The organism is Enterococcus sp. AMC1623 (assembly GCF_058216495.1).
Genome location: NZ_JBZACX010000004.1, coordinates 1 through 18,306, shown reverse-complemented (window position 1 = coordinate 18,306; position 18,306 = coordinate 1). Strand labels below are relative to the sequence as shown.

The 18,306-nt window shown below is 37.6% G+C and carries 17 protein-coding genes and 2 pseudogenes; 17 read left to right on the top strand and 2 right to left on the bottom strand.

The features are described 5' to 3' along the window. Positions 1 to 268: 268 nt before the first annotated feature. Complete coding sequence (gene glpK, locus AC4BC7_RS17545; RefSeq protein ID WP_258529770.1) at positions 269 to 1,774, bottom strand: glycerol kinase GlpK; 1,506 nt, start codon at positions 1,772 to 1,774, stop codon at positions 269 to 271. Between the two features lie 84 nt (positions 1,775 to 1,858). After that, on the bottom strand, positions 1,859 to 2,407 hold the full coding sequence (locus AC4BC7_RS17540; protein ID WP_069027564.1) for a TetR/AcrR family transcriptional regulator C-terminal domain-containing protein: 549 nt from the start codon (positions 2,405 to 2,407) through the stop codon (positions 1,859 to 1,861). 236 nt (positions 2,408 to 2,643) lie between these two features. Here AC4BC7_RS17540 and AC4BC7_RS17535 point away from each other — a divergent pair, with 236 nt between their 5' ends. From AC4BC7_RS17535 to AC4BC7_RS17455, 17 genes and pseudogenes are all read left to right on the top strand, one after another. Then, complete coding sequence (locus tag AC4BC7_RS17535) at positions 2,644 to 3,783, top strand: glycerol dehydrogenase (protein ID WP_490503663.1); 1,140 nt, start codon at positions 2,644 to 2,646, stop codon at positions 3,781 to 3,783. A 38-nt stretch (positions 3,784 to 3,821) separates the two neighbouring features. Further along, the gene (gene dhaK, locus AC4BC7_RS17530) at positions 3,822 to 4,811 is read left to right on the top strand and encodes a dihydroxyacetone kinase subunit DhaK (RefSeq protein WP_069027566.1); all 990 of its coding nucleotides are present in this window, start codon (positions 3,822 to 3,824) and stop codon (positions 4,809 to 4,811) included. Between the two features lie 46 nt (positions 4,812 to 4,857). Then, positions 4,858 to 5,439, top strand: coding sequence for a dihydroxyacetone kinase subunit DhaL (gene dhaL / locus AC4BC7_RS17525; RefSeq protein ID WP_490503664.1), 582 nt, complete (start codon positions 4,858 to 4,860; stop codon positions 5,437 to 5,439). Beyond that, positions 5,436 to 5,810, top strand: coding sequence for a dihydroxyacetone kinase phosphoryl donor subunit DhaM (dhaM, locus tag AC4BC7_RS17520; protein WP_069027568.1), 375 nt, complete (start codon positions 5,436 to 5,438; stop codon positions 5,808 to 5,810). The genes dhaL and dhaM overlap by 4 nt, the downstream gene beginning before the upstream one ends. Positions 5,811 to 5,840: 30 nt before the next feature. After that, positions 5,841 to 7,010, top strand: coding sequence for an iron-containing alcohol dehydrogenase (locus tag AC4BC7_RS17515; protein WP_141426427.1), 1,170 nt, complete (start codon positions 5,841 to 5,843; stop codon positions 7,008 to 7,010). A gap of 294 nt (positions 7,011 to 7,304) precedes the next feature. After that, positions 7,305 to 9,011, top strand: a pseudogene (gene dhaK, locus AC4BC7_RS17510) (dihydroxyacetone kinase subunit DhaK). A 425-nt stretch (positions 9,012 to 9,436) separates the two neighbouring features. Next, the gene (locus tag AC4BC7_RS17505; protein ID WP_490504522.1) at positions 9,437 to 11,104 is read left to right on the top strand and encodes a propanediol/glycerol family dehydratase large subunit; all 1,668 of its coding nucleotides are present in this window, start codon (positions 9,437 to 9,439) and stop codon (positions 11,102 to 11,104) included. A gap of 18 nt (positions 11,105 to 11,122) precedes the next feature. After that, complete coding sequence (locus tag AC4BC7_RS17500) at positions 11,123 to 11,698, top strand: propanediol/glycerol family dehydratase medium subunit (RefSeq protein ID WP_068561795.1); 576 nt, start codon at positions 11,123 to 11,125, stop codon at positions 11,696 to 11,698. Between the two features lie 21 nt (positions 11,699 to 11,719). Beyond that, on the top strand, positions 11,720 to 12,142 hold the full coding sequence (locus AC4BC7_RS17495; protein WP_490503667.1) for a diol dehydratase small subunit: 423 nt from the start codon (positions 11,720 to 11,722) through the stop codon (positions 12,140 to 12,142). Positions 12,143 to 12,168: 26 nt separating this feature from the next. Further along, the gene (locus AC4BC7_RS17490) at positions 12,169 to 14,019 is read left to right on the top strand and encodes a diol dehydratase reactivase subunit alpha (protein WP_490503668.1); all 1,851 of its coding nucleotides are present in this window, start codon (positions 12,169 to 12,171) and stop codon (positions 14,017 to 14,019) included. Then, entirely contained in the window at positions 14,009 to 14,359 is a 351-nt protein-coding gene (locus tag AC4BC7_RS17485; RefSeq protein ID WP_068561800.1) for a glycerol dehydratase reactivase beta/small subunit family protein, read from the top strand. The genes AC4BC7_RS17490 and AC4BC7_RS17485 overlap by 11 nt, the downstream gene beginning before the upstream one ends. Positions 14,360 to 14,376: 17 nt before the next feature. Continuing rightward, positions 14,377 to 14,892 carry a cob(I)yrinic acid a,c-diamide adenosyltransferase gene (locus AC4BC7_RS17480; protein WP_068561802.1) on the top strand — a complete coding sequence of 172 codons (516 nt, stop codon included), beginning with the start codon at positions 14,377 to 14,379 and terminating at the stop codon, positions 14,890 to 14,892. Positions 14,893 to 14,919: 27 nt separating this feature from the next. Continuing rightward, positions 14,920 to 15,351 carry a GlcG/HbpS family heme-binding protein gene (locus tag AC4BC7_RS17475; protein WP_490503670.1) on the top strand — a complete coding sequence of 144 codons (432 nt, stop codon included), beginning with the start codon at positions 14,920 to 14,922 and terminating at the stop codon, positions 15,349 to 15,351. Between the two features lie 524 nt (positions 15,352 to 15,875). Continuing rightward, on the top strand, positions 15,876 to 16,580 hold the full coding sequence (locus AC4BC7_RS17470) for an MIP/aquaporin family protein (RefSeq protein WP_490503671.1): 705 nt from the start codon (positions 15,876 to 15,878) through the stop codon (positions 16,578 to 16,580). A gap of 169 nt (positions 16,581 to 16,749) precedes the next feature. Continuing rightward, complete coding sequence (locus tag AC4BC7_RS17465; RefSeq protein WP_490503672.1) at positions 16,750 to 17,172, top strand: DUF4430 domain-containing protein; 423 nt, start codon at positions 16,750 to 16,752, stop codon at positions 17,170 to 17,172. Next, positions 17,151 to 17,702, top strand: coding sequence for an ECF transporter S component (locus tag AC4BC7_RS17460; protein WP_490503673.1), 552 nt, complete (start codon positions 17,151 to 17,153; stop codon positions 17,700 to 17,702). Before AC4BC7_RS17465 ends, AC4BC7_RS17460 begins: the two co-directional genes overlap by 22 nt. A 362-nt stretch (positions 17,703 to 18,064) precedes the next feature. Next, positions 18,065 to 18,306: pseudogene (locus tag AC4BC7_RS17455) on the top strand (IS30 family transposase); the annotation flags it as partial.

Below are 18,306 nucleotides of genomic sequence, written 5' to 3'. Positions count from 1 at the left end.
AGCTCCCTACACCACCAATACCCACAACACCTAAACTTCCAGGTATTTAAACCTTAAAAAAGGAAAAGAGTAGTTACCAAAAAACGGTAAGGTGGCGACCCCTAAAAGTTAGAGTTTTTATTATGCAGCTGATTGGAACCTTTTTTCAGCTAGTTATGACCCAGCCTGCTTGATTACGCTTTGTGAGTGCGAACTGAAACTAAAGTGTGCCGGTAAATCCGTATTTAAAAGTACTCAGCGAGAGTATATAACTTTTCTATGAAAATAATTATTTGTGTAATAACTTAGCATAATAGAGTGTTGCTTTAACAGCACTATGCCAACCGTGCAGTCGTTCTTGACGTTCTTTAATACTCATATTAGGCTTAAACTGTTCGTTTGCAGATACTAAAGCAGCAAGTTCGTTTTGATTACGCCAATAACCAACTGCTAAACCAGCAAGGTAAGCAGCCCCTAATCCAGTGGTCTCTAAGCGTTCGGTACGCTCGACTGTTTTTCCGAGAATGTCTGCTTGAAACTGTACTAATAGATTATTTTGTGCAGATCCACCATCAACGTAAAGGATATCTATTACGATATCAGTATCTAATTCCATTAATTCAATAATATCACTGACTTGATAGGCAAGGGATTCCAAAGTTGCTCGAATCAATTCTCGTCGACTTGTGAATTCATTGATTCCCAGAATAGATCCTCGTGCGCTTGAATCCCAATATGGAGCACCTATTCCTCGAAAGGAAGGGACAACGTAAACTCCGGAATTAGTTTCAGCTTCAAGTGCAAAAATTTCTGAATCCGCTATTGATTCAAATAAATTCAAGCCTTCTTTCAACCATTCAATTGCACTACCTGAAATAAGAGCAGATCCTTCAAGTGCATAAGTTATTTGATTGTCAATCGAATAACCAATTGTGGTGAGTAACCTGTGTTTAGACATTTTCGGTTCAGATCCGGTATTCATGACAATAAAAGTTCCTTGACCATAAGTGCTTTTTACTTGGCCAGGATGAAAGGCTAATTGACCGAATAACGCTGCTTGCTGATTTCCCACAACGCCAGCAATTGGAATGTTCACTCCATCAAAAATATCTGAATCGGTCAGTCCATAAACATAAGAGCTTGGATAAGTTTCCGGCAACATATTTTTTGGAATATTAAATAGATTTAGTAAGTAATCATCCCATTCCAAGGTGTGAATATTAAATAACATCGTCCGTGATGCATTTGTGTGATCGGTGCAGTGTAATTTACCATTTGTAAGTTTCCAAATAAGCCAACTATCAACTGTTCCAAAAGCTAACTCTCCACGTTCTGCTCTTTCTTGTGAACCTAATTTATGATCGAGGATCCAGCGAATTTTACTAGCAGAGAAGTAGGGACTAAGCACTAATCCAGTTTTTTCATGTATGTAATTTTCAACGTCATCTTGTTTAAATTTGTTAATGATATCTAGTGATTGATTAGAGCTCCACACAATGGCATTGTAAATTGGTTGCCCAGTCTGTCGATCCCATACAATAGATGTTTCGCGTTGATTTGTAATTCCAAGCGCTTTAATTTGATGGAATGATATACAAGACCCCTCCATAACTTTATGAATCACAGTACAGACTGATTGCCAAATCACATTCGGATCTTGTTCCACCCAGCCAGATTGTGGAACAAGTTGTTCAAATTTTTGAGATGCAGTGCCAATATAATTTCCTTGGCGGTCAATAATAATTGCACGAGTTGTTGATGTTCCTTGATCAATAGCTAAAATATATTCTTGCATAACCAATCACTTCCTTCGTAAGCAGTGCATAGTCAATATTTTTCCTTAATATGTTGTAAGTTATATACATAATAACAAAGCAATTTAAGGCTGAGTTCTATAGCCAATCACTTGGATAATTATTTTGTGATATATTTCACTATTAAGCTCGCAGCCTCCGAGAACCCAGCGATATAGCATTTCTGACAATCCATAAGCATAAAAGTCAGTTGTTGTCTCAATAATAGCTTGGTTCTTATTAGAAATAACGTGTATTCGAAAATAGTCATTCACGACTTTTTTAACAATTTGCCTAATATAATACGCAAAATACTCCTTAAATGAATCGAACTTCATGTTTGAGAAAACCTTCTTATAATAATTACTGTTTTCTTCAAGATAATTCAATAGATAGAGTAATCCTTCTTGCCACTTTTCCCAAACCGTAAGTGATTGAATTAATTTAGAGGTTTCATATGAAAAAATCCAAGTAATTAAATCGTACTTGTCATCAAAATGATCATAAAAAGTCTGACGGCGGAAATCTGTCTGGTCCATTATATCTGTAATTGATATTTTATCAATATCCTTTTCACGTGCGAGATATTTGAAGGAATAAGCAATGATTTCCTTCGTTGCGTTTTGTCGGTTCATACTTTGTGGCCCCTTCGAAAACGTATTAACTATCATATTATATTATTTTTCATTATACATCATCCTTAAAACAATTGAATCGGACAAATGATGTTGTTTGTCTGTTGAGTTGATAGCGCTTACTTGTTAAGATGACTCTAGTTTCAAGGAAGGGAATCATCTGAATTATGTAAGGGGTTCCTTAGTTAGTAATTCAATGAGTTATTGTATTTCAACAAAAATTAGGAGGAATAAAAATGAGAAAAGCGTTAATTAGTCCAACAAAATATGTCCAAGGGGAAAATGAGTTATTGAATTTAGGTTACTTTGTAAAGACATTTGGGGAAAAAGCTTTGTTGATTGCTAATCAAGACGATGTAAACCGCGTACGAGAAAAACTAGAAAAGACGGCAGCAAAATTTGGTGTCGAATTTATCGAAACTAATTTTCACGGCGAGGCTTCTCGGGTGGAGGCTTCTCGTTTGCAAGAGCTAGCTAAGAAAGAGTCATGTGACTGTATTATCGGTCTTGGTGGAGGCAAAGCTATTGACACTTCTAAGGTTGTAGCTGAAGGGAAGAACTTGATTATCGTGCCGACTATTGTAGCGACAGATGCACCTACCAGTCACTCTGCAGTACTCTACACAGAAGCTGGTGAATTTGATGATTATGCATATTTTATGCAAAGTCCTTCAGTTGTTTTGATCGATACGACTATTATTGCCCAAGCACCTACACGATTTTTGGTTTCTGGTATGGGAGACGCACTCTCTACCTACTTTGAAGCTAGAGCAACAAGCAGAGCATTCGCAAATGTAAACGCGGGACTACCCTGTGGTGCACGAGAAGGTGTATGTCCGCCTGCTAAAAGTACAAATACAGCTTTAGCCCTTGCTAAATTATGCTATGAAACCTTATTAGAGGATGGTTATAAAGCAAAAGAATCTTCAGATCTAAATGTCGTTACACCTGCACTAGAAAATATTATTGAAGCAAATATTTTATTGTCCGGGCTTGGATTCGAAAGTGGCGGTTTAGCTGCCATTCACGCGATTCATGATGGACTTACCATTCTACATGATGCTCATGGAGCTACTCATGGTGAGAAGGTTGCTTTTGGTGTGATTTGCCAATTGATTCTTGAAAACGCACCATCGAAAGAGTTGTACGAAGTATTAGACTTCTCGTTATCGATTGGATTACCAGTTTGTCTAGAAGACATCGGAGTTAAGAGCATCACTGATGAGCAATTAACTGAAGTAGCAGAGAAATCTTGCATTCCAGAAGAATCAATTCATTCTATGCCATTTACAGTTGATGTTGAACAAGTAAAAGCAGCCATCATGGCAGCTGACGCACTGGGACGCAATTATAAACTACGCAAACAAGCAAAATAAAAATAATTCTAAAAATATGGATCAAAGGATGGAAATAGATGAAGAAAATCATGAACAATCCCAGTAATATTGTTGATGAAATGTTACAAGGTATGATTGTGAGCCACCCTGACTTAATCCAAAGGATACCTGAGACTGGGATTATCCAACGTAAAGAGGAAAAAAATGGAAAAGTGGCTATTATTTCTGGAGGCGGAAGCGGACACGAACCGGCTCATGCTGGATTCGTCGGCAAAGGCATGTTATCTGCTGCAATCTGTGGTGAAGTATTTACTTCCCCAACGCCAGATCAAATTTTAGAGGCGATCAAGGTATCAGATGAAGGTGCTGGTGTCTTCTTGGTGATCAAGAATTATTCTGGAGATATTATGAATTTTGAAATGGCTCAAGAACTAGCTGAAATGGAAGGTATCGAAGTAGCGAGTGTAGTTGTAGATGATGATATCGCTGTTGAAGATAGCTTATATACCCAAGGAAAACGGGGAGTAGCCGGAACGATTCTCGTTCATAAAATATTAGGTTACGCAGCTCAGCAAGGAAAGTCGATCACAGAAATCAAAGAATTATCCAAGAATTTAATTCCGAATATCAAATCGATTGGACTCGCACTGACTGGTGTAACTACACCAGGAAGCAATCAGCCAAGCTTTGTATTGGCCGAAGATGAGATTGAATACGGAGTAGGAATTCACGGTGAGCCTGGATATCGCAGAGAAAAATTACAAACATCTCAGAATCTTGCAAATGAACTATTAACGAAATTAGTAAATGAATTTGGTGCGAAGGAAAAAGGCCGTTTTGCAGTGATAGTCAACGGGCTAGGTGGAACGCCATTAATGGAACAATATGTCTTTACAAATGATGTCCAACAGCTTTTGAGTAATCGTGAATTATCTGTTGACTTTTACAAGGTAGGCAACTTTATGACATCGCTTGAAATGCAAGGGTTGTCCTTAACTTTACTCTATTTGGAAAATGATTTTTATATTGAAGCATTAAAAGCACCAGTTACGACTATAAGTTGGTAAATATTATATCAGATTATAGGTTATACGAAAGGGGTCCGAACCCATAATGGATATACAAACAGGAATTCGTTGGATGAAATTATTTAATGAGAAAATTCAACAAGAAAAAGACTATCTAACCCAGCTTGATACACCAATTGGGGATAGCGATCATGGGAATAACATGTCACGAGGTATGACCTACGTTGTTGAAGCAATCGATACACAATCTCCCGATTCACTAGAAGCGCTTTTGAAGATAGTTACGGCTAATTTACTAAGCAAGGTCGGGGGTGCGTCAGGTCCATTATATGGTTCAGCATTTATGGGTATGTTGAAAACATATCAAGAAGGTGAATCATCATGGAGAAAAATATTACAGGGTGGCTTAGAAAGCATTCAAAAACGTGGGAAAGCCGAAGTTGGGGATAAAACAATGATCGATGTTTGGGCACCAGTTGTTTTGGCATTAGAAAATGATGGATTAACAGATGAGGTTATTGATGAGGCAGTTGAAGCAACAAAACCTCTAAAGGCTAAAAAAGGTCGTGCTTCATATGTCGGTGAACGTTCCATTGGACATATCGATCCAGGGGCATATTCCTCTGCATTGCTATTTCACGCTATGTTAGAAGCGGAGGCCGAATGATGACAACAGGAATTATTATTGTCTCTCACGTTTATGAAATCGCAAAAGGAATCAATCGATTACTTCAAGAAGTCGCCAGTGATGTCAATATTGAAGTGGTTGGTGGCATATCTGAAGTTGAAATTGGTACTAGTTTTGATAATATTCTTCAATTGATTGAGCAACATCCGTCTGATAATTTATTGGCATTTTATGATCTAGGCAGTGCGAAGATGAATTTGGAAATGGCGAGAGAGCTCAGTGAAAAGTCGATTACAATTTACGATGTACCAATAGTTGAAGGTTCATACACTGCAGCAGCACTTTTGCAGGCAAATGTGGCTAACAATGTTATCGAACAACAATTAAAAGAATTATATATTAATAAGTAAAAAAGAATTTTACAGAACTGAGGAATAAATATGACAAAAGAAAACTATGATTTTATGATGCCTAATGTGAATTTCTTTGGACCTGGGGTAGTTAAAAAGGTCGGAGAAAGAGCAAAAATGTTGAATATGAACAAAGTGTTAATTGTTACAGATAAATTTTTGAGAGAATTGGCTAATGGTCCCGTTAAGCAGGCAGAAGACTCTCTTAAAGCAGCCAATGTTGACTATGTGATTTTTGATGGTGTAGAACCAAATCCAAAAATCCGAAATGTTGAGGATGGAAAGAAACTATATCTTAAAAATCAATGTGATTCAATTATTACAATCGGTGGGGGGTCAGCTCATGACTGTGGAAAAGGAATCGGTATTGTCTTGTCAAATGGAGACGACCTAGCTGCATGTGCAGGGATTGAAACATTGGAATATCCTTTACCACCATTGATGGCTGTAAATACTACGGCTGGAACAGCTTCAGAAATTACGCGACATGCTGTAATTACAAATGAAAAGACGCACCTAAAATTCGTTGTTGTCTCCTGGCGCAATGTTCCCCTGGTATCATTTAATGATCCAATGCTAATGCTAGATGTCCCGACAGCTTTGACAGCTGCAACAGGTATGGACGCACTGACGCACTGTGTGGAGTCTTATGTATCTGTGAATCGAAATCCTATTACTGATGCTCAAGCAATTCAAGGGATAAAATTAATTGCTAAGTATTTGAGACGTGCAGTAGCTAATGGACATGACATAGAAGCAAGAACAAATATGGCGTATGCTTCAATTTTGGCTGGAATGGCCTTTAATAATGCAGACTTAGGTTATGTTCATGCAATGGCTCATCAATTAGGTGGTCAGTATGATGCTCCTCATGGTGTTTGTTGTGCCGTTTTAATGCCGACTGTTGAAAGATGGAATATTATCAGTAATCCGCAACGGTTTGCTGATATTGCTCAATTCTTAGGTGAAAATATCGAGGGGTTAACAGTGATGGAAGCTGCTGAGAAAGCTATCCAAGCAATGGTTCGTATTTCCGAAGATGTCGGTATTCCAACGAACATTAAATCTCTGGGTGCATTACCTAAAGATTTTGATATGATGGCAGAAAATGCTTTGAAAGATGGGAATGCATTTTCTAATCCTAGGGTCGGTACAAAAGAGGATATTATTAAATTGTACCAACAAGCCTACGATGCGTAAAGGTTAACTTATTTCAGGTATCAGGCTGAAATAAATGTATGAAAGGAGGCTGGAATACAATCATCCTAGCCTCCTTTTATATTTATTTTTACCTATAATTTTATTCAGTATATTAAGTAATACGAGTTCAAAGACTTTCATTCTTGTTGTTTTTTTTAATTATTTTTACAAAAAAGGGAGTTATTAATCAAGTACGCATTCAAATAGAATCTATTTATGCTATGTCATTTCCAACAATTTTTTAAGAAATATCAGATAAACGAAATAAGAATTAAAAGGAAAAGAGAGCGAATAATGAAAAAAATCATTAATAAAGTTGAAGATATTGTAATAGAAATGTGTGAAGGTATGGCTAAAGCACACCCAGAACAATTAAGTTTCAACAAAAAATATAAACTTATAACAAGAAAAGAGTTAAATAAAAATAAAGTAAGTTTGATTAGCGGTGGTGGTAGTGGTCATGAACCAGCTCATGGTGGATTTGTGGGTAAAGGTATGCTGGACGCTGCAGTTTGTGGAGATGTGTTTGCCTCTCCTTCAACGATACAGGTTTATAATGCAATTACAGAAACCGAATCAAATAAAGGAACACTTTTGATTATAAAGAACTACTCTGGAGACTGCATGAACTTTGATGGAGCTGCAGAAATGGCTGAAGATGATGATATAAAGGTTGAAAAGGTTTATGTAAACGATGATGTAGCAGTAAAAGACAGCCTTTATACCATTGGAAGAAGAGGTGTTGCAGGCACTGTATTTGTTCATAAAATAGCAGGTGCAGCTGCTGAAAAGGGACATGAACTTTTAAAAGTCAAAACTGCAGCTGAAAAAGCGATACAAAATGTAAGATCCATCGGATTTGCTTTTACCTCATGCACTGTTCCAGCAAAAGGATCACCTACATTCACCCTTGGTGACGATGAAATGGAATTTGGTGTAGGAATTCATGGGGAGCCTGGTATAGCGCGTGAAAAAATAGTATCAGCAGATGAACTTGCGGAAAAAATGCTTAATCGAATTATTGTAGATCTGCCTTATGAATCTGGCGACGACATAGCGCTGATGGTAAACGGATTTGGATCGACTCCATTACAAGAATTATATCTTTTAAATAATTCGGTTAACAAAATTTTGGAAAATAAGAATATAAATGTGTACAAAACTTTTGTGGGCAATTATATGACAGCAATTGATATGAGTGGCGCATCAATCTCCCTTATGAAATTAGATGAAGAGCTGAAAGAGTTATTGGATTATCCATCGGATGCTCCTGCTTTTAAGGTATAGATGCTTAGGTGAGATATTCGTGAGTGATAATTAAATAAAGATAGTTCAACTTCTTTGGAGGAATATATAGTGGAAAATTTATCAGTATCAAATGTAGTGAAAATTGTGGATTATATGAGCGATGTAATTATTGAAAATGAAGTTTATTTCTGTGAATTGGATTCGATTGCAGGAGATGGCGATTTCGGGATGTCTGTTGCTAAGGGATTCAAAGTATTAAAGAACGAATGGGAAGAGCTTCCTAAGGAAGATATTGGGGCATTTCTTAAAGCGTGTGGAATGATTATCACCGAGCACTGCGGAGGTGCTTCCGGTCCTATATGGGGTTCGGCTTTTAGAAGTGCAGCAAAATATGCAAAGGGTAAAACAGAATTAAATTTAAAAGAGATTGCAGAACTTTTCCAGTGTGCTGTGGAGGGAATACAGAAACGTGGAGGAGCCAAGCTTGGTGACAAGACGTTGCTTGATGCTTTAATTCCAGCAACTGAGTCCTTGAAACTGAGTGCTGAAAAGGGAGAGCCTTTCGTAGAGGCGGCTAGAAATAGTGCAGAAGAAGCTGTAAAGGGTGCTGAAAAAACAAAAGAAATGATAGCTTCTAAAGGTAGGGCCACTTATGTCGGTGAGCGAAGCATTAATTTTCCGGATGCTGGAGCTACTGCTATCGGGGTTATATTTAACGAAGTAATACAAAAATTTAAAGCAGAAGAAGCATAGTATATTTTTAGTAATCAATGCCATTGAATACATTTCAAATTTTATTGTATTCATTTAATACAATAGTTCGGTATCATGTAGAAATTTTATTTCTGAAGCCCAATGTGTGAGGGCAAGTATAAAAATTCCCACACAACGGACAAAAGTGATGGGGCCAATAATTATGGATCATATTTTTTCATAGTGTAGCTTTCTGATCTGTTTCAAGTTTCTATATAAAAATAAATAAAAAACTATTACGATAGGGTTTTAAAATTATTCAGTAGGTATTTATTAAGAGTATCGTGGGTTTTAATTTATTGTAAAAAAAGCTATCTTAGTGAGATTGAAAATAATTATGAAGAGATAGCATCTTCTGCTTACCGTCAGTGCATGACTATGATTTAACAATAGACAAAAAGCAGTTTTTAGAAAAAGGGGGAATAATGATGAAATCAAAGCGATTTGAAATGTTGGCTCAGCGGCCTGTAAATCAAGATGGTCTTATAGGTGAATGGTCAGAAGAGGGCTTAATAGCTATGGGAAGCCCAAACGATCCTGACGCATCTATAAAGATTGAAAATGGAGTAATAGTTGAACTTGATGGAAAAAAAAGAGAAGACTTCGATATCATAGACAGATTTATAGCTGACTATGCAATTAATCTAAAAGATGCTGAGAAGTCTATGAGCTTAGAATCGCTTAAAATAGCGCAGATGCTTGTAGATATAAATGTTGGTAGAGCTGAAATTATAAAAATAACAACATCTATAACTCCAGCTAAAATAGTAGAAGTTGTATCACACATGAATGTAGTAGAAATGATGATGGCTCTTCAAAAAATGAGGGCTAGAAAAACTCCATCAAATCAGTGTCACGTTACAAATTTAAAGGATAACCCAGTGCAGATTGCAGCAGATGCAGCAGAAGCAGGCATCAGAGGATTCTCAGAACAGGAAACGACAGTTGGGATAGTAAGATATGCGCCATTTAATGCATTAGCGCTTCTTGTAGGTTCTCAAGTAGGACGTGGAGGGATTCTAACCCAATGTTCTGTAGAAGAAGCTACAGAGCTTGATCTTGGCATGAGAGGGCTTACAAGTTACGCAGAAACCGTTTCAGTATACGGAGTTGAAGAAGCATTTACAGATGGAGACGACACTCCGTGGTCAAAAGCATTTTTAGCATCAGCCTATGCTTCAAGAGGACTTAAAATGCGATTTACATCAGGGACAGGTTCAGAAGCACTAATGGGATATTCAGAAGGAAAGTCAATGCTTTACTTGGAAGCAAGGTGTATATATTTAACAAAAGGAGCTGGCGTTCAGGGGCTTCAAAATGGTGCAGTCAGCTGTATAGGAATGACAGGTGCAGTTCCATCTGGAATAAGAGCAGTACTTGCCGAAAACCTTATAACTACTATGCTTGATTTAGAAGTAGCTTCAGCAAATGACCAAACTTTCTCGCATTCAGATATAAGGAGAACTGCCAGGTCGCTTATGCAGATGCTTCCAGGGACAGATTTTATATTCTCTGGATACAGTGCAGTTCCAAACTACGACAATATGTTCGCTGGGTCAAATTTTGATGCAGAGGATTTTGATGATTATAATGTGCTCCAAAGAGATTTAAAGGTAGATGGCGGATTAAGACCAGTTTCAGAAGAAGAAACTATTGCAATAAGGAATAAAGCTGCAAAAGCAATACAAGCAGTATTTATGGACCTTGGGTTCCCAGCTATTACTGATGAAGAGGTAGAAGCAGCAACGTACGCTCATGGCAGTAAAGATATGCCGGCTAGAAATGTAGTTGAAGATTTGAAAGCTGCAGAAGAGATGCTTAAAAAGAGAATTACTGGTCTGGATATAGTTAAAGCATTAAGTAGAAATGGATTTGATGATGTAGCAAATAACGTATTAAATATGCTTAAGCAGAGAGTGACTGGAGACTATTTGCAGACATCTGCAATATTGGATAAAAATTTTGATGTTATAAGCGCAGTTAACGATATAAATAATTATATGGGACCTGGAACGGGGTATAGAATCAGTGAAGAGAGATGGGAAGAGATTAAAAACATTCCCAACATAATAAGACCAGAAGATATTGAGTAAGTAATGGAGGTGAAAATTATGAACAATACAGAAAATAAATATGCTATACCAGAGCTTGAGCTCTTAGAAGTAGGAGAAGCAAAAGCTGGTACAAAAGAAAGTGAGGTTGTTATAGGACTTGCTCCAGCTTTCCATAAGTTCCAGAATAAAACGATAGTTAGTATCCCTCACAGCGATGTACTGAAAGAAATTATAGCAGGAATTGAGGAAGAAGGATTAAATGCTCGTGTAGTCAGAATAATTAGAACATCGGATGTGTCATTTATAGCTAATGATGCAGCCAAATTAAGTGGATCAGGAATAGGCATAGGGATTCAATCAAAAGGAACTACGGTTATACACCACAAAGACTTACTTCCTTTAAATAATCTGGAGCTTTTTTCACAGGCCCCATTGATAACACTTGAGACTTATAGGTTGATAGGAAAAAATGCAGCAAAATATGCTAAAGGTGAATCACCAACCCCAGTTCCAATTGTAAACGATCAAATGGCAAGACCTAAGTTTATGGCAAAAGCAGCATTGCTTCATATAAAAGAAACCAAGCACGTAATGGTGGGCAGAAAACCTATAGAAATAGAAGTTAAATTTTAAATTGGAAGGAGGAAAAATTTAATGGAAAAAAGAAATATGAATTCGCAAGACTATCCTTTAGCGACTAAAAGTCCTCAATTTATAAAAACGCCAACTGGAAAGAAATTGGAAGACATAACGCTGGAACAGGTGATAAATGGAGAAATTAAACCTGAAGACGTGAGAATATCTCAGGAAACATTAGAAATGCAAGCACAGATTGCTGAATCAATGAATAGAGATGCTGTAGCTAGAAACTTCAGAAGAGCATCAGAGCTGATAACGGTTCCAGATGAAAGGTTATTGGTGATATACAACTGCTTAAGGCCATATCGTTCTACAAAAGAAGAACTTTTGGTTATAGCAGAAGAACTTGAAAATATATACAACGCAAAAGTGAATGCACATTTCGTAAGAGAAGCGGCAGAGGTTTATGAACAAAGAGGAAAGCTACGACAAGAGTAAGCAAGCTTTAAGGGAAGGAGAAACATGTGGAAATTATTGCAGGAGTTGATATTGGGAATGCTACAACAGAAGTTGCATTGTCTAAATTGGATAATGGCAAGATAGAATTCCTTTCTAGTGGAATAGTTCCAACAACAGGAATAAAGGGTACAGAAGAAAATACACAAGGAGTTTTCAATTCCTTAGAGCAGGCTTTAAAGAAAGTTTCCATGGAGCTTAAAGATCTTGATCTAGTGCGAGTCAATGAAGCTGCTCCGGTTATTGGGGATGTAGCAATGGAAACTATAACTGAAACGATAATAACTGAATCTACTATGATAGGGCATAATCCTTCTACACCAGGGGGAGTAGGCCTTGGAATAGGGAATACTATATACATAGAAGATTTAGACTCAATTCAGGTAGAAAATCTCACTAAAGATGATCAATTTATAGTTTTGATATTGAAGGATATAAATTTTCTAGAGGCTGCTGCACGGATAAATGCAGGCGTAAAAAGAGGAATAAATATAACAGCAGCTGTAGTTCAGAAAGATGACGGGGTTTTAATAAGTAATAGATTAGAAAGAAAAATACCTATTGTTGACGAAGTGACGTTATTAGAAAGAGTTCCAATAGCAATGAAAGCAGCAGTAGAGGTAGCAGATCAAGGAGGCGTAGTAGAAACTTTATCAAATCCTTATGGTATTGCTACCGTCTTCGGACTATCATCAGAACAAACAAAGCTTATAGTTCCTGTATCTAGAGCTCTAATTGGAAACAGATCTGCAGTGGTTATAAGGACTCCCAAAGGAGATGTACAGGAAAAGAGAATTCCGGCAGGTAAAATCCATATAGACGGATTAAGGCGTAAAGAAATGGCAGATGTGCAAGATGGAGCTTCAAAAATAATGGAATCAGTTAAATTATGTGCTCCTGTGCAAGATATAAAGGGTGAAGCTGGTACAAATGCTGGCGGCATGCTTGAGAGAGTAAGACAAGTGATGGCTGGGCTAACAAATCAGAAAATAGCGGATATAAAAATTCAGGATCTTTTAGCCGTAGATACTTTCATACCTCAGAAAATAAAGGGCGGCCTAGCAGAAGAGTTCTCTATGGAAAATGCAGTAGGGATAGCTGCTATGGTTAAGGCTGATAAGCTTCAGATGCAGATGATTGCGGACAAACTCCAGGATAAATTAAAGGTTGCTGTAGAAGTTGGAGGAGTGGAAGCGGACATGGCCATAAGAGGAGCTCTCACTACACCAGGAAGTAGCTCCCCCCTTGCAATCCTTGATATGGGAGCAGGTTCTACAGATGCATCTGTCATAAATAAACAAGGAGAAATATCTTCTATCCATTTGGCTGGTGCTGGTAATATGGTAACAATGCTGATCAAATCCGAATTAGGGTTAGAAGATTTTGACTTAGCAGAAGATATTAAGAAATATCCGCTAGCAAAGGTAGAAAGTTTGTTCCATATAAGGCATGAAGATGGTACTGTAGAGTTCTTTGAAAATCCCCTAAAGCCTTCTGAATTTGCAAAAGTTGTTATATTAAAAGATGGCATGCTGATTCCAATAGATGGACAGAGCTCTTTAGAAAAAATAAGAACCATAAGAAAATCAGCCAAAGAGAAAGTATTTGTTGAGAATTGTATCAGAGCACTAAATATAGTGTCTCCGACTGGAAATATAAGAGATATAGAGTTTGTAGTATTGGTAGGAGGATCTTCTCTAGATTTTGAGGTGCCTCATCTAGTTACCGATGCCCTCTCTCAGTATGGAATAGTAGCGGGAAGAGGCAACATAAGAGGAATAGAGGGGCCAAGAAATGCTGTAGCAACAGGACTTGTTTTAGCGTTAAACGGAAGTAGGCAGAAAGCTGATGAAAAATAATAAGTACGAGAAACCAAGTATATGTATTTTTTGCTCTTCGGAAATCAAGGACATATCAAATTTTAGTGATTTGTTCTTTGGTATAGAAGAAGAAGGTATTCCGTATGAAATTAAAAGGAAAAAAGAGTCGGATGCCTCTGAGTTAAGCTATCGAGCTGCACAAGAGTCAAGGTTAGCTGTTGGCATAGGAATCCATAAAAGTGGAGAAATAGCATTAACTTTTAATAAGCTGAAAAAGGACGAACCTTTATTTAGCGCACATCTGAACTCTGGAGAAAACATTCTGAGAAATTTAGGTGCGAATGCAGGAAGGTTGGTTAAGGGGATATCGTTTAAATAAATTTCAGGAGGGATTGTATGAGTCGGATTTATACTAGAACTGGAGATAAGGGTACGACAGCATTATTTGGAGGTAGTCGAGTAGAAAAAGATAATTTAAGGGTAGAAGCCTACGGAACTATAGATGAAGTTATCTCTTCCATGGGAGTTGCCTATTCCTTTATACAGGATGAAGAACTTAAAAATGAAATAGCGTATATCCAAAAGCAGTTATTCGTATTAGGTGCAGAACTCGCTAGTGATGAAAAAGGTCTAAAGAATCTAAAGGAAATAATTCAGCAGAACGATATAGATGAGTTAGAAAAAATTATAGATAAATATATGGAGAAAGCAGGGCTTTTTAAAGGATTTGTAACTCCTGGTAAGAGTACCGCATCAGCAATGCTCCATGTAGCAAGAACTGTTGCAAGAAGGGCAGAGAGAGCAATAATAACCTTGAACAGAGAAAATCAGGTAAGAGAAGAAATAAAAAAATATGTAAATCGCCTGACAGATGCCTTATATGCTATGGCCAGATTTGAAGAAGAAAAGTAAAAATCTGTTTATGAGAGGATAAGAGTCATGAAAAAGTTAAGAGAAATGAAACAATTAAGCTTGGAGATTGTGAAGGAGATGGCTGCAGCAGCAGAAGCAAAAGCAGGTGACATAAATGTACAAGTAGTATTTGCGGCAGTAGATGTAGGTGCTAACTTAATGCTTATGCATAGGATGGATGATGCCTTTATAACAAGTACAGAAATAGCTATAAATAAAGCGTTTACTTCAGCGGCCTTAAAAAAAGGAACGCATGAAGTGACTCCAGACATTCAACCAGGAGAAAGTCTTTATGGGCTGCAGTTAACAAATAACTGCAAAATAGTACCGTTTGGTGGAGGCCTTCCAATAATAGTTGATGGACAAGTTGTAGGTGCAGTTGGAGTAAGTGGTGGAACCGTTCAAGAAGATATGGCGATAGCAAAGGCCGCTATAGAGGTTTTTGAAAAACAGTTTTAATATTAAAAATTCACGTTTGCATTCAAAAAAACGAATCGACCATTTTTTTTGAAGCGGTTGGATAAGCCGTAAGGGTTAGTTTCCGCCAATCCAACACTAGCAAGGTTTTTTATGCGAAAAGAATGTTTTCCAGTTAATTACAATACAGTAGAATATCGGAGAATCGTTATTTTCGCTAATACGGATGTCAATCATAACATATCGTGCGAAATCCCGATACCATTATGAAAATTTGACTGACTTAGTAAAATACCAAATATCTGCTCAAAAAAATGAATCGCAGAAGAACTCAATTCCTGATTTGTATGATTATTTTGTAAATATAGTGGCCACAGCGCATCTCTCCTTAACAATTCTTATGTAATGATTACATTTATTTAAAGAGAGGTGTCTTTTTGCACATATTTTGTAGATCACACATTCAGAGAATCAAATACAGCAACGAGGTAGCTTATATTCTCAGCTGCAAAAGTTGTGCTAAGAAGAAAATTAATATTTACCTCAGAATTGAAAGGATGATAAGGATGTCAAAATATCTAGCGGAAATGTTAGGAACTATGGTTCTAATAATCCTAGGAGATGGAGTAGTTGCTAACGTATTATTAGATAAAACAAAAGGGCAAAATTCCGGGTGGATTGTAATTACAACAGGATGGGGTTTAGGTGTTACTATAGCAGTTTTTATATTTGGTCCTATCAGTGGAGCTCATATTAATCCAGCTGTAACACTTGGGCTTGCAACGATAGGGAAATTCCCTTGGAGCAGTGTTCCTGGGTATATCGCCGCTCAGCTTGTAGGTGGATTTTTAGGAGCATTAATAGTTTGGTTATTCTATAAAAATCATTTTAATGAAGGCGATAATCAGAGTGAAAAACTTGCTGTATTCTGTACAGGACCGGCAATCAATGATACATCATCAAATTTCTTCAGCGAATTTATTGGTACATTTTTATTAGTTTTTGCTTCGTTAGGTCTTAATAATACACCTATGGTCAATGGACTAGCACCTGTGGCTTCGGGTCTTATCGTCTGGTCAATAGGAATTTCTTTAGGGGGAACTACAGGTTATGCAATAAATCCAGCCAGAGATTTTGGTCCTCGTCTGGCACACTATATTGTACCTATACGTGGTAAAGGAGATTCAGAGTGGGGGTATGCTTGGATTCCAGTAATCGGCCCTGTCATTGGAGGAATGACTGCAGCTGTAGTTTTTAATAATATTTTTTAATTAACATTACGTTTATGTAGATTGGAAAAAGGATTTCGATTTTATTGTTCAAAAACTAAAGGTGGCAAGTTATTTTTTCGATAATTCTTTTATAGGAATAAAAAAATACTAATAGACATTTGTCAGAGCTAAAATTTGGCAGTATGGGAAAATAATAGGGGTGTAAAATATGAAAAAATTATTACTTGTATTATCTTTAAGCTTTGTTTTGTACGGCTGTTCAACAACAGAGACATTCGACACATCGTCTGAAGAACTCGTTTTATCCGAGGAAGTCAGCTCGGAAGCAGCGGAGACAGTTAGTGTTACAATCTCATTGACGGATGGCGGCACAGTCATCGTAGGATCTGAAAAAACGGTTGAGGTCGAAGCGGGCGCGAACCTGTTGGCTGTCATGAGAGAAAATTATGCAATCGAAGAAGCTGATGGCTTTATCACTGCCATCGACGGCCATACACAAGTGGAAGAGACAGCCGAAACAAAAGCCAAATATTGGTTGTTTGATGTAAATGGCGAGTCTTCGATGGTCGGAGCCGCTGATGTGGCGCTCCAAGAAGGAGACGTAATCGTATGGAACCTGACAGAAATGTAAAGAAGACTGTGGGTTTCGGGGTGAGGCGGCTAGCACTGTTGTCGATTTTGACGGCTTTGTGCTACGTCGGGAGGATGGTGTTCCAGTTCATCCCGAATGTGCAGCCGGTGACAGCCGTGCTGATCATCCTGACACTTACATTGGGCATGGCGGATGGGTTTATTGTAGCCATCCTGTCGATTGTTTTGACCAACTTCCTGCTGGGAATGGGACCGTGGACGATTGCACAGATCGCCGGTTTCGGCTTTCTGATCGTGGTCACGGGTGTGTTCGTCAAGCCGTTCTACTGCACAAATCAAAAAAAGATCCACAGAATCCTATTTGCACTGTTTGCCTTTTTCGGAGGACTGCTGTACGGATTCGTCATCTCTGTCATTTCCGTAAAATTGATGGGTATCAATAGTTTTTGGGCCTATTACATCGCCGGCATTCCTTTCGATCTCCTTCACGGACTGGGGAATGCCGGATTCTATCTGATTCTGGAGCCGATTTTGGTGCCCTTGTTAGCAGCATATAAAAAAAGATATTGAACAAAAATCCTATGAGGAGAGCGTTCTCGTTTAAGAGAACCTTCTATGTTTCTTATATTTTTAAGGTATCATGATATCCGCCAGCCAAAATTACCACTAGTGACATAGTTATTACCAGTCAGTGACACAGAACTTACCACTCAGTGACATTGAAGTTACCATTCGGTAAAATATATAATTAAATCAACAATACCTCCAATATAATGAAGGAGCACACGATTGTGCAAAAATATTATATTGAAGGTTTTTTTTATGATTCAATATCGCGCCGATTGTAAAATTAAGCGAGACAAATAAAAAAATCATTTATGTTACACTCAAATTGTAATTCCGTCGAAAGAATACAGGGAGAGTGAACATAAATGACCTATACCCATCTTACACCAAATGAACTCGTAATTATAGAGGCATATTTTCATCAAGAAACACCCGTTGCTTTCGTTGCCAAGAAACTTAAGCGTGGTAGACAGGCCATTTACAATGTTTATCATTTTCTTAAACAAGGAAAAACGGCTCTCGAATACCTCGAACAGTATAAGAAAAATAAAAAACGTTGTGGAAGAAAGCCGATTGAAATACCCAAAGCAGAAAAAGAATACATCGA